This window comes from Salinarimonas rosea DSM 21201 (genome assembly GCF_000429045.1).
Classification (GTDB): domain Bacteria; phylum Pseudomonadota; class Alphaproteobacteria; order Rhizobiales; family Beijerinckiaceae; genus Salinarimonas; species Salinarimonas rosea.
In genome coordinates this window covers 14,778-26,685 of sequence record NZ_AUBC01000028.1, presented here as the reverse complement: position 1 = coordinate 26,685, position 11,908 = coordinate 14,778, and the positions used below count along the sequence as shown (strand labels likewise).

At 71.4% G+C, this 11,908-nt stretch carries 10 protein-coding genes; 8 read left to right on the top strand and 2 right to left on the bottom strand.

The window, feature by feature from the left end; genetic code table 11:
* Positions 1 to 29: 29 nt before the first annotated feature.
* From G407_RS0118355 to mog, 8 genes are all read left to right on the top strand, one after another.
* The gene (locus G407_RS0118355; protein WP_029032002.1) at positions 30 to 3,779 is read left to right on the top strand and encodes a nitrate reductase subunit alpha; all 3,750 of its coding nucleotides are present in this window, start codon (positions 30 to 32) and stop codon (positions 3,777 to 3,779) included.
* A 154-nt stretch (positions 3,780 to 3,933) separates the two neighbouring features.
* Positions 3,934 to 5,463 carry a nitrate reductase subunit beta gene (gene narH, locus G407_RS0118350; protein ID WP_029032001.1) on the top strand — a complete coding sequence of 510 codons (1,530 nt, stop codon included), beginning with the start codon at positions 3,934 to 3,936 and terminating at the stop codon, positions 5,461 to 5,463.
* Between the two features lie 28 nt (positions 5,464 to 5,491).
* A complete protein-coding gene (gene narJ, locus G407_RS0118345; protein WP_029032000.1) occupies positions 5,492 to 6,247 on the top strand; it encodes a nitrate reductase molybdenum cofactor assembly chaperone in 756 nt (251 codons plus the stop codon).
* Between the two features lie 12 nt (positions 6,248 to 6,259).
* Entirely contained in the window at positions 6,260 to 7,024 is a 765-nt protein-coding gene (narI, locus tag G407_RS0118340; RefSeq protein WP_029031999.1) for a respiratory nitrate reductase subunit gamma, read from the top strand.
* A gap of 73 nt (positions 7,025 to 7,097) precedes the next feature.
* Complete coding sequence (locus tag G407_RS0118335; protein WP_052341550.1) at positions 7,098 to 7,931, top strand: peptidylprolyl isomerase; 834 nt, start codon at positions 7,098 to 7,100, stop codon at positions 7,929 to 7,931.
* Positions 7,932 to 7,941: 10 nt separating this feature from the next.
* Complete coding sequence (locus tag G407_RS0118330; RefSeq protein WP_029031997.1) at positions 7,942 to 8,256, top strand: hypothetical protein; 315 nt, start codon at positions 7,942 to 7,944, stop codon at positions 8,254 to 8,256.
* A 4-nt stretch (positions 8,257 to 8,260) separates the two neighbouring features.
* A complete protein-coding gene (gene moaA / locus G407_RS0118325; protein WP_029031996.1) occupies positions 8,261 to 9,271 on the top strand; it encodes a GTP 3',8-cyclase MoaA in 1,011 nt (336 codons plus the stop codon).
* A 3-nt stretch (positions 9,272 to 9,274) separates the two neighbouring features.
* On the top strand, positions 9,275 to 9,823 hold the full coding sequence (gene mog / locus G407_RS0118320; RefSeq protein WP_029031995.1) for a molybdopterin adenylyltransferase: 549 nt from the start codon (positions 9,275 to 9,277) through the stop codon (positions 9,821 to 9,823).
* Positions 9,824 to 9,985: 162 nt separating this feature from the next.
* On the opposite strand, the gene G407_RS28560 is transcribed toward mog, so the two are convergent.
* Positions 9,986 to 11,191 carry a molybdopterin molybdotransferase MoeA gene (locus G407_RS28560; RefSeq protein ID WP_052341549.1) on the bottom strand — a complete coding sequence of 402 codons (1,206 nt, stop codon included), beginning with the start codon at positions 11,189 to 11,191 and terminating at the stop codon, positions 9,986 to 9,988.
* A gap of 178 nt (positions 11,192 to 11,369) precedes the next feature.
* Positions 11,370 to 11,798: a response regulator transcription factor gene (locus tag G407_RS0118310; protein WP_043540148.1), complete on the bottom strand. Its 429-nt coding sequence runs from the start codon at positions 11,796 to 11,798 to the stop codon at positions 11,370 to 11,372.
* Positions 11,799 to 11,908: the final 110 nt, after the last annotated feature.

The window sequence follows — 11,908 nt, the reverse complement described above, 5'->3', positions numbered from 1 at the left end:
CTCGCCAGAGACATCTAGAGGATCACCCCATGAGCCACTTCCTCGACCGGCTGACCTTCTTCACCCGCAAGGACGAAGCCTTCTCGGGCGGCCACGGCATCACCACCCGCGAGGATCGCGGCTGGGAGGACGGCTACCGCAAGCGCTGGCAGCACGACAAGGTGGTGCGCTCCACCCACGGGGTGAACTGCACGGGCTCCTGCTCGTGGAAGGTCTACGTCAAGGGCGGGATCGTCACCTGGGAGACGCAGCAGACGGACTACCCGCGCACGCGGCCGGACCTGCCCAACCACGAGCCGCGCGGCTGCGCCCGCGGCGCCTCCTATTCCTGGTACCTCTACTCGGCCAACCGGGTGAAGCACCCGCTGGTGCGCGGCCGGCTCCTGCGCCTGTGGCGCGAGGCGCGGGCGGTGCGCACGCCGGTGGCGGCCTGGGCCTCGATCCAGCAGGACCCGGCGAAGCGCCGCGCCTATACCGCGATCCGCGGCCACGGCGGCTTCGTCCGCTCGACCTGGGACGAGGTCAACGAGATGATCGCGGCGGCGAACGCCTACACGGTCAAGACCTACGGCCCGGACCGCGTCTTCGGCTTCTCGCCGATCCCGGCCATGTCGATGGTGAGCTACGCCGCCGGCGCGCGCTACCTGTCCCTGATGGGCGGCGTCTGCATGTCGTTCTACGACTGGTACTGCGACCTGCCGCCCTCCTCGCCGCAGACCTGGGGCGAGCAGACCGACGTGCCCGAGAGCGCCGACTGGTACAATTCCGGCTTCCTGATCCTGTGGGGCTCGAACGTGCCCCAGACCCGCACCCCGGACGCGCACTTCTACACCGAGGTGCGCTATCGCGGCGCGAAGTCCGTGGTGATCTGCCCGGACTACTCGGAAGCCTCCAAGTTCGCCGACATGTGGGTGTCGGTGAAGCAGGGCACCGACGCGGCGCTCGGCATGGCCATGGGCCACGTCATCCTCAAGGAATTCCACGTCGACCGGCAGGTGCCGTACTTCGTCGACTACGCCAAGCGCTACACCGACATGCCGATGCTGGTGCGGCTCGTGCGTCAGGAGGACGGCAAGCTCGTGCCCGAGCGCTTCCTGCGCGCCTCCGACCTCGACGGCGGCATGGGCGAGACCAACAATCCCGAGTGGAAGACGCTCGCGCTCGACGAGACCACCGGCGAGCTCGTCGTGCCCAACGGCTCGGTGGGCTTCCGCTGGGGCGAGAAGGGCAAGTGGAACCTCGAGGCCAAGCGCGCCGACGGCGCGCCGGTCGACCTGCGGCTCTCCCTCGCCGGCGGAGAGAAGGACGTTTCGGACGGCTTCGAGGACGTCGCCTTCCCGTATTTCGGCAACATCGCGCACGAGCACTTCGTGAGCGACGCGCACGCGAGCGTGCTCGAGCGCCGCGTTCCCGTGAAGCGGATCGCGACGGCCGAGGGCGAGACGCTCGTCGCCACCGTCTACGACCTGTTCCTGGCCAATTACGGCGTCGACCGCGGCTTCGGCGGCGGCAACGTCGCCGAGAGCTTCGACGACGACGCACCCTATTCGCCGGCCTGGGCCGAGGCGATCACCGGCGTGAAGCGCGACCAGATCGTCACGGTGGCGCGCGAGTTCGCGAGAAACGCCGAGAAGACCGATGGGCGCTCGATGATCATCATCGGCGCGGCGATGAACCATTGGTACCACATGGACATGAACTACCGGTCCGCCATCAACATGCTGGTGATGTGCGGCTGCGTGGGGCAGTCCGGGGGCGGCTGGTCGCACTACGTGGGCCAGGAGAAGCTCAGGCCGCAGAGCGGCTGGGCGCCGCTCGCCTTCGGCCTCGACTGGGGCCGCCCGCCCCGGCAGCAGAACTCGACCTCCTGCTTCTACGCGCACACCGACCAGTGGCGCTACGAGCAGCTCGACGTCTCCGAGATCCTCTCGCCGACGGCGCCCGCCGGGCCGTGGGACGGGGCGATCATCGACTACAACATCCGCGCCGAGCGCATGGGCTGGCTGCCCTCCGCGCCGCAGCTCGAGGAGAACCCGCTCGGCATCGCCGCCAAGGCGACGGCCGCGGGCCTCTCGCCCAAGGACTACGTGGCGCAGAGCCTGAAGTCCGGCGCGCTGAAGATGTCCTGCGAGGACCCGGACAACCCGAAGAACTGGCCGCGCAACCTCTTCGTCTGGCGCTCGAACCTGCTCGGCTCGTCGGGCAAGGGGCACGAGTATTTCCTCAAGCACCTGCTCGGCACCAAGCACGGGCTGCTGGGCAAGGATCTCGGCGAGGAGGGCAAGCGCAAGTCCAAGGAAGTCGTCTGGCGCGACGAGGCGCCGGAAGGCAAGCTCGACCTGCTCGTCACCCTCGACTTCCGCATGTCGACCACCTGCGTCTACTCGGACATCGTGCTCCCGACCGCCTCCTGGTACGAGAAGGACGACCTCAACACGTCGGACATGCACCCCTTCATCCACCCGCTCACCGCGGCGGTGGACCCGGTCTGGGAGAGCCGGACCGACTGGAACATCTACAAGGGCTTGGCCGCGGCGTTCTCCGAGGTCGCGCCCGAGGTGCTCGGCGTCGAGACCGACGTCGTGCTCACGCCGATCCTGCACGACACGCCCGGCGAGATCGCCCAGCCCTTCGACGTCGCCGACTGGAAGACCGGCGCCATCGAGCCCGTTCCCGGCAAGACCATGCCGCAGGTCACGGTGGTCGAGCGCGACTACCCGAACCTGTACAAGCGCTTCACCGCGCTCGGCCCGCTGATGACCAAGGTCGGCAACGGCGGCAAGGGCATGGCCTGGAACACCGAGCACGAGGTGGAGCTGCTGCGTGAGCTCAACGGCGTCGTCACCGAGGAGGGGCCGACCAAGGGGCTCGCCAGGATCGAGACCGCCATCGACGCCTGCGAGGTGCTCCTCATGCTGGCGCCGGAGACCAACGGCGAGGTCGCGGTCAAGGCCTGGGAATCGCTCGAGACCTTCACCGGCCGCGAGCACGCCCACCTGGCGCTGCCCAAGGAGGACGAGAAGATCCGCTTCCGCGACGTGGTCGCCCAGCCGCGCAAGATCATCTCCTCGCCGATCTGGTCGGGGCTCGAATCCGAGAAGGTCTGCTACAACGCCTGCTACACGAACGTCCACGAGCTGATCCCGTGGCGGACGCTGACGGGCCGCCAGCAGCTCTACCAGGATCACCTGTGGATGCGCGCCTTCGGCGAGGGTTTCTGCGTCTACCGGCCGCCGATCGACATGAAGACCGTGCACCCGGTGAAGGGCCGCGGGGCGGACGGCGCGCCGGAGATCGTGCTCAACTTCATCACGCCGCACCAGAAGTGGGGCATCCACTCGACCTATTCCGACAACCTGATGATGCTCACGCTCAACAGGGGCGGGCCGGTCGTGTGGATCTCGGAGAACGACGCGAAGAAGGCGGGCCTCGTCGATAACGACTGGATCGAGGTCTACAACACCAACGGCGCGATCTCGGCCCGCGCGGTGGTCTCCCAGCGCGTCAAGGACGGCATGTGCATGATGTACCATGCCCAGGAGAAGATCGTGAACACGCCCGGGTCGACCCTCACCGGCCAGCGCGGCGGCATCCACAACTCGGTCACGCGCGCGGTGCTGAAGCCGACGCACATGATCGGCGGCTACGCCCAGCTCTCCTACGGCTTCAACTACTACGGAACCGTGGGCGCCAACCGCGACGAGTTCGTGGTCGTGCGCAAGCTGGCGAAGGTGGACTGGCTCGACGACGAGCCGGTCCCCGCTGTGGCCGCCGAGTGAGCCGCGACGCTCTCGGAGCCCGCGCGACGCGGGCTCCGGGGCGGCCCTTAGGGGCCCGATCCGAATGTCGCCCGGAGCCGCTCCGGGCTACCCCAGACGAGACGAACGAGCGCCCCGGAGCCGTATTCGGCCCGCCGCGCGAGGGGACAAGACGATGAAGATCCGCGCTCAGATCGCGATGGTTCTCAACCTCGACAAGTGCATCGGCTGCCACACCTGCTCGGTGACCTGCAAGAACGTCTGGACGAACCGGGAAGGCATGGAATACGCCTGGTTCAACAACGTCGAGACCAAGCCCGGCATCGGCTACCCGAAGGACTGGGAGAACCAGGGCAAGTGGAAGGGCGGCTGGCGTCGCAAGACGTCCGGCGAGATCGAGCCGCGCATCGGCTCGAAGTGGCGGGTGCTGGCGAACATCTTCGCCAACCCGGACCTGCCCGAGATCGACGACTACTACGAGCCCTTCGACTTCGACTACGAGCACCTGCAGACGGCCCGCGAAGGCTCGGCCTTCCCGACCGCGCGCCCGCGCTCGAAGATCTCGGGCGAGCGCATCCAGAAGATCGAGTGGGGCCCGAACTGGGAGGAGATCCTCGGCGGCGAGTTCGCCGGCCGCTCCAAGGACGCCAATTTCGAGGGCGTCGAGAAGGAGATCTACGGCCAGTTCGAGAACACCTTCATGATGTACCTGCCGAGGCTGTGCGAGCACTGCCTCAACCCGACCTGCGCCGCCGCCTGCCCGTCGGGCGCGATCTACAAGCGCGAGGAGGACGGTGTCGTCCTGATCGACCAGGACAAGTGCCGCGGCTGGCGCATGTGCGTCTCGGGTTGCCCGTACAAGAAGATCTACTTCAACTGGGAGAGCGGCAAGTCGGAGAAGTGCACGCTCTGCTACCCGCGCCTCGAGGCGGGCATGCCGACCGTGTGCTCGGAGACCTGCGTCGGCCGCATCCGCTACCTCGGCGTCGTGCTCTACGACGCGGACCGCATCCAGGAGGCGGCGTCGACCCCGGACGAGGGCGATCTCTACGAGGCCCAGCTGAAGGTCTTCCTCGACCCCAACGATCCGGCCGTGATCGCCGAGGCGCGCGCCGAAGGCATCCCGGACGCCTGGCTCGAGGCGGCCAGGCGCTCGCCGGTCTGGAAGATGGCCATGGAGTGGAAGATCGCCTTCCCGCTCCATCCCGAGTACCGCACGCTGCCGATGGTCTGGTACGTGCCGCCGCTCTCGCCGATCCAGTCCGCCGCCGAGGCCGGCAAGATCGGCGTCGACGGCGAGATGCCCGACGTGAAGAACCTGCGCATCCCCGTGCGCTACCTCGCCAACCTCCTCACCGCCGGGCGGGAGGAGCCGGTGGTCACCGGCCTCGAGCGCATGCTCGCCATGCGCGCCTTCATGCGCGCCAAGACGATCGACGGCGTCATCGACGAGGCCATCGCCGGCAAGGTCGGCCTCTCGGGCGCGCAGATCGAGGAGATGTACCGGATCATGGCGATCGCCAACTACGAGGATCGCTTCGTGATCCCGACGTCGCATCGCGAGATGGGCCTCGAGGACGCCTACGACTTGCGCGGCTCCTGCGGCTTCTCCTTCGGCAACGGCTGCTCCGGCGGCGACACCACGACCGGCCTGTTCGGCGGAAAGACCCGCAAGCAGGGCAAGACCCCGATGGAGGTCGCCTGAGGGCGGCGCCGAGCGAAGGATCACGACCATGCTCACCCTGAAGGCACTCTCCGCGCTCCTCGGCTATCCGACCCGCGATCTCCTGCGCGCCATCCCCGCCATCCGCGAGGGGATCGCCGCCGAGGCCGCCCTCGACGCTCGGGCGCGGGGCGCGCTGGAGCCGCTGCTCGCGCGGCTCGAGACCGAGGATCTCTACGATCTGGAGGAGCGCTACGTGCTCCTCTTCGACCGCACCCGCGCGCACTCGCTCAACCTGTTCGAGCACGTCCACGGCGAGAGCCGGGACCGCGGCCAGGCGATGGTGGACCTGAAGGCGCTCTACGACGGCGCCGGCTTCGAGATGGCGTCGACCGAGCTGCCGGACTACCTGCCGCTCTTCCTCGAATACGCGTCCACGCTCCCGGGCGAGGAGGCGCGTGCGCTCCTCGCCGAGCCGGCCCACGTCTTCGAGGCCCTGCGCGACCGGCTCGCCCGCAAGGAGAGCCCCTACGCGGCGGTCTTCGCCGCGCTCGTGGCGCTCTGCGCCTCGGCGCCGGAGGCGTCCTCCTTCGAGGCGCTCGCCGAGATCGAGGAGACGGACCCGAACGACCTCGCCGCCCTCGACCGGGTCTGGGAGGAGGAGGAGGTCCGCTTCGGGCCCGGCGCCGCGACCGCGGAATGCGGCGTCGACCAGCTCGCCGCCAAGGTGCGCCAGGCGCGCCGCCCCGCGCCGGGGCTCGAGACGCCGGCCATGATGGGCCCGCGCACCGTCTTCACCCATTCATCGTCCACGGACCGAGCCTGAGGAGACCGCGCCATGGAGACCTCGCTCAACCACATCCTGTTCGGATGGTTTCCCTATCTCGCGCTGACCGTGTTCCTGGTCGGCTCGTGGATCCGCTTCGACCGCGAGCAGTACACCTGGAAGGCGAGCTCGAGCCAGCTCCTGCGCCGCAGGCAGCTGGTGCTCGGCTCGGTGCTCTTCCACGTCGGCATCCTGGTGCTGTTCCTCGGCCACGCGGCCGGGCTCCTCACGCCCGCCTTCGTCTTCGAGGCGGTGGGGATCTCGAAGGCGTTCAAGCAGGGCATGGCGATCGCGGTCGGCGGCATCGCCGGTCTCGTGACGCTGGTCGGCATCGCGCTGCTCACCCATCGGCGGCTGTTCGACCCGCGCATCCGCGCGACCTCGTCCTTCGCCGACACCGCGATCCTGCTGATCGTCTTCGCCCAGCTGCTGCTCGGGCTCGCCACGATCCCGCTCTCGCTCGGGCACCTGGACGGGTACGAGATGCTCAAGTTCATGACCTGGGCGCAGGGCATCCTGACGCTCCAGCCCGGCGTCTCGGCCGTGGTCGCGGACGTGCACCCGATCTTCAAGGCGCACCTCCTGCTCGGGATGGCGATCTTCCTCGTCTTCCCCTTCACCCGCCTCGTCCACGTCTGGTCCGCCCCGGTCTGGTATCTGGGCCGGCGCGGCTACCAGGTGGTGCGCACCAAGAAGCCGGCCTCCGCGAAAGAGCCGGCCCCGGCGGCGCGCCCCGCGCCCGCCCGTCCCGTCCCCGCGGCCCAGCCCGCCGAGTGACGGACCTCGCCGGCCCGGCAGCTGCCGTCCGGGCCGGCCCTTCCTTTCCAGCTCGCCCCCGAGGAGCCCCCCGATGTCCGCCGCCTGCTCCGTGCGCCAGACCCCCAACGCCCCCCGCCGCCCGATCCGCGTCGGCGGCAAGACGCTCTCCCACGCGATGATCGCCCGCGAGGTGCAGAACCATCCGGCGCTCACGCCGGTCGCGGCCTGGAAGCAGGCGGCGCTCGCCCTCGTCCTGCGCGAGGCGCTCGCCCAGGAGGCCGAGCGCCTCGGGATCGTGGCCGAGCCCCGCACGGATGCGGAGGGCCGGCGCGAGACGCAGGGAGAGGCCGACATGCGTGCCCTCGTCGAGCGCGAGGTCGTCACCCCCGAGCCGACCGGGGACGAGTGCCGGCGCTATTACGAGACGAACCGCGAGCGCTTCCGCGCGCCGACCCTCTACGAGGCGGCGCATATCCTGATCGGGGCCCGGCGAGAGGACGAGGCGGCATTCGCCGCCGCCCTCGACAAGGCCCGCACGCTCGCCGCGCACCTGAGGCAGCGCCCCGGGGACCTCGCCGAGCTGGCACGGCTGCATTCCACCTGTCCTTCGGGGCAGGAGGGCGGTCATCTCGGCCAGGTCCGCCAGGGCGAGACGACGCCCGCGTTCGAGGCGGCGCTCGACGCGCTCGCGCCCGGCGCGGTGTCCGATCCCGTCGAGACCCGCTACGGCGTGCACGTCGTCCGCCTCGACCGGAAGATCGCGGGCGAGATCCTCCCCTTCGAGATCGTGCAGGCGCGCATCGCCGCCTATCTGCGCGAGGCCGTGCGCCGGCGCGCCGAGGCGCAGTACGTCGCGCGCCTGCTCGCCGCGTCGTCGGTCGAGGGCCTCGAGATCCCCGCGCCCGGCGCGCTCAACGTGCATTGAGGAGGCGGCCATGCTGCTCGGAGACGTCATCGCCCGCCTCGACGACGAGGTCGTCGCCATGGAGGCGCTCGTCGGCCTCGGCGACCTCGCGCTCGTGACCGAGGTCGAGGCCGCCGCCGCGCGCGAGGGGCTGACCGCCGGCGGCTTCGCCGCGCGGGCGGTATCCCTGTTCAGCGCCGGTGCGAGCGACGACGACTGGGTCTCGCTGATCGGGACGATCGGCCGCGCCGAGGATCCCGGCGGCGCCTGCCTGAAGGGCATGCTCGCCTACGCCCTGAGGCCGGCACAGGCCGCGCCCGCCTGCGGCCACGCGGGCCGAGGCTGATCCCATGCCGTGCCCCGCCCTCTCGCCGTTGATCGATGGCCACGACCGCCGCATCACCTATCTCCGGGTCTCGGTGACCGACCGCTGCGACCTGCGCTGCGTCTACTGCATGTCGGAGGCGATGACCTTCCTGCCGAAGCGCGAGCTGCTCTCGCTGGAGGAGCTCGACCGGCTCTGCTCGGCCTTCGTCGCCCGCGGCGTGCGCAAGCTGCGCTTCACCGGCGGGGAGCCGCTGGTGCGGCGCGACCTGATCGACCTGATCGGCGGGCTCTCGCGCCACCTCGACAGCGGGGCGCTCGACGAGATCACGCTGACGACGAACGGCACGCTGCTCGCCCGGCACGCGCAGGCGCTGGCCGAGCGGGGCGTGCGGCGCATCAACGTCTCCCTCGACACGCTCTGCCCCGAGCGCTACCGCGCCATCACCCGCTGGGGCTCGCTCGACAAGATCCTCGCCGGCCTCGACGCGGCGCAGGCCGCCGGTCTTTCGGTGAAGCTCAACGCGGTGGCGCTGCAGGATGCGGACGAGGGCGAGATCGAGCGGCTGATGCGCTTCGCGCACGGGCGCGGCATGGACCTGACGCTGATCGAGGTGATGCCGCTGGGCGACGTCGGCGCGCACCGGGAGGACCAGTACCTCTCGCTCGAGACCGTGAAGGCGCGCCTCGCGGAGCGCTTCACGCTGGAGCCGATCGCGCACCGCACCGGCGGGCCGGCGCGCTACGTGCGCGTCGCCGAGACCGGAGGCCGGCTCGGCTTCATCACGCCACTGTCGCACAACTTCTGCGAGAGCTGCAACCGCGTGCGGGTCACCTGCACCGGGCAGCTCTTCACCTGCCTCGGCCACGAGGGCGCCCACGACCTGCGCGCCGCTCTGCGCGGCTCGGAGGGCGACGCGCGGCTCCACGCGGCGCTCGACGCCGCCGTCTCGGCAAAGCCGGCGGGCCACGATTTCGTGGTCGAGCGGGGGCGCGGGCCGACCGTCGGGCGGCACATGAGCGTCACGGGAGGCTGAGGGATGGCGCAGGACGCGACACGCCCGGCGCGCATCGGCATCCTGACCGTCTCCGACCGCGCCAGCGCCGGGGTCTACGAGGACGCGAGCGGGCCCGCCATCCGCGCGGCGCTCGACGAGATGCTCGCGACGCCCTTCGAGGCGCTCGCGCGGATCGTGCCCGACGGTGTCGAGAGCGTCCGCGACGCCATCGTCGCCCTCGTCGACGCGGAGGGCTGCGACCTCGTGCTCACCACCGGCGGCACCGGCCCCGCGCCGCGCGACCTCACGCCCGAGGCGACGCAGTCCGCCTGCGAGAAGCTGCTGCCGGGCTTCGGCGAGCTGATGCGGGCGAAGAGCCTGGAGCGGGTGCCGACCGCGATCCTCTCGCGCCAGACCGCGGGCATCCGTGGCCGCGCGCTGGTGATCAACCTGCCGGGCAAGCCCTCCTCGATCCGCACGACGCTGCTGGCCGTCATGCCGGCGGTGCCCTATTGCCTGGATCTCGTCGGCGCCGCGCGGATCGAGACGCGGCCGGAGGTCGTCGATGCGTTCCGGCCGCGCCCGGCCTAGAGCAGATCCCGACCAGATGCGATCAGGTCGGGATCTGCTCTAGATTCGCCCTCGGAGCATGATCTCGTCCACCAACCGCATTCCACTTGGTGGGATCATGCTCCAGAGCATCGTCCCGCCGCGTGGAACCGCCCGGTGGACGGGACGACGCGGCGCGGTCCCTCAGCAGAGCAGCCCGTGGAACGGGTGGAACGCCACCGGCGTGCCGGCCGCCGCACGCGTCGTCTCTGCCGGGATCTCGGCGACGCCGTCGGCCTCGACGAGGGGGCGCAGGCGGGCGGAGTTCGAGGACAGGAGCGCGACCCGGGTCGCGGCGCCGTCACGCACGAGCCGCGCGGGGACGAACTCGGTCCGCCCCGCCTTGCGGGCGAGCGGCGCGGCGAGGGGCAGCGGGAGGCCGAGCGGGCGCTGCGGCGCCGCGCCGGCGAGGCCGGAGAGCAGCGCGCGGCCGAGGAGCAGGAAGACCACGAGCGCCGAGACCGGGTTGCCCGGCAGGCCGAGGACGCAGGCGCCCCCGACCCGTCCGAGAACCGCCGGCTTGCCGGGCTTGAGCGCCATGGCGAGCGTCCTCGCCGTGCCCCCGGCGCGCAGGATCGCGCGCGCGGCGTGATCCGCCTCGCCGACCGACGCGCCGCCGGAGGTCACGATCAGGTCGGCCTCCCGGGCGAGGGCACCCAGGCGCGCCGCCTGCTCGTCGGGATCGTCGCGCTCGATGCCGCCGTCGACCGTCTCGCAGCCGGCGGATCGCAGCAGCGCGAGCAGCATCGGACGGTTGGCGTCGTGGATGGCGGCGGCGCGCAGCCGCTCGCCCGGGCCGACGAGCTCGTCTCCCGTGGAGAGGACGGCGACGCGCGGGCGCCTGCGCACGGCGACGCTGCCGATCCCCTGCGACGCGAGGAGCGCCACGAGGCGCGGGTCGACGCGCGTGCCCGCCTCCGCCAGCACCGCGCCCTCCGCGACGTCCTCTCCCAGGGGCCGGACATTCGCGCCGCAGGCCACCGCGCGGGAGAGCACGACGGCACCGCCCTCGCGGCGGACGTCCTCCTGCATCACGACGGCGTCGGCGCCGGGCGGGGTCGGTGCGCCGGTGAAGATGCGCGCCGCCTCGCCCGGGCCGAGCGCCGTGCCGCGCGCGCCGGCGGCGATGCGCCCGACGACCCGCAGCCGCGTGCCGGCGCGCAGCCCGTCGCCGGCGCGCACCGCGTAGCCGTCCATGGCCGAGCGATCGAAGGAGGGGGCGGAGAGGCGGGCGAGGATGCGATGCGCCAGCACGCGCCCGGCGGCGTCGACGGGCGGGACCATGGTCGCCGACGAGAGCGGTGCGGCCCAGGCGGCGGCCATTGCGATCGCCTCCTCGAGGGGGAGCAGCGTCGTCGCCTCCCGGTCGCAGGCGCAGGGCTCGACGGGGCTCGTGGTCGGCGCCGGGGTGTCGAGGGCAGCGAGCGGGGGCGTCGGCGATCTCCGGCGTGGAGCCCGCCGCGTCGCGCGAAGCGGGATGCATCAGGCGTAGAGCCGGCGCCGTCCGGGTGCCAGTCGGGTCCGCTCCCTAAGGGCGGGCCCTGAGCGCCTCGGCCGCCGCGAGCGCCGCACGGATGCCGTCCACCAGGGCCGCGTCCTCGAGCGGCTTCTCGAGCACGAGCGCGATCCCCGCAGCCGCCGCGCGGGCTCTCATGTCGGGATCGGCCTTTGCCGTGATGAGGATCGTCGGCAGCTCGCGGCACGCCTCGCGCAGGCGCTCGACCAGCGTCACGCCGTCCATCCCGGGCATGTAGTAGTCCACCACTAGGCAGGCCGCACCCGTCGGCGGTGCCGCGAGGAGCGACGCTCCGCCCTCGTGCGCCAGGACGGTCAGGCCCTCGAGCTCCAGCGAGAACGTCAGGGCGCGCCTGACGGCCGCATCGTCGTCGACGAGGATGACGAGACCGGGTGCGCCGGCGAGGGGACGGGATCCGGCGGGGATGACGGTGGGAGGCATGGCGCGGCCACTCCGGCGCGGGCGCTCCGCCACGAGAGCATCCCTCGCCGTCCATATGCCCGCCCGCCGCCCGCGCCTCCATTCAGGTGCATCCCTTAAGCGCCCCGACG

Excerpts from the sequence above, each read along its gene's own strand:
- narH (WP_029032001.1), top strand. The coding sequence starts at position 3,934 with ATGAAGATCCGCGCTCAGATCGCGATGGTTCTCAACCTCGACAAGTGC.
- mog (WP_029031995.1), top strand. The coding sequence starts at position 9,275 with ATGGCGCAGGACGCGACACGCCCGGCGCGCATCGGCATCCTGACCGTC.
- G407_RS0118355 (WP_029032002.1), top strand. The coding sequence starts at position 30 with ATGAGCCACTTCCTCGACCGGCTGACCTTCTTCACCCGCAAGGACGAA.
- moaA (WP_029031996.1), top strand. The coding sequence starts at position 8,261 with ATGCCGTGCCCCGCCCTCTCGCCGTTGATCGATGGCCACGACCGCCGC.
- G407_RS0118330 (WP_029031997.1), top strand. The coding sequence starts at position 7,942 with ATGCTGCTCGGAGACGTCATCGCCCGCCTCGACGACGAGGTCGTCGCC.
- narJ (WP_029032000.1), top strand. The coding sequence starts at position 5,492 with ATGCTCACCCTGAAGGCACTCTCCGCGCTCCTCGGCTATCCGACCCGC.
- G407_RS0118335 (WP_052341550.1), top strand. The coding sequence starts at position 7,098 with ATGTCCGCCGCCTGCTCCGTGCGCCAGACCCCCAACGCCCCCCGCCGC.
- G407_RS0118310 (WP_043540148.1), bottom strand. The coding sequence starts at position 11,798 with ATGCCTCCCACCGTCATCCCCGCCGGATCCCGTCCCCTCGCCGGCGCA.
- narI (WP_029031999.1), top strand. The coding sequence starts at position 6,260 with ATGGAGACCTCGCTCAACCACATCCTGTTCGGATGGTTTCCCTATCTC.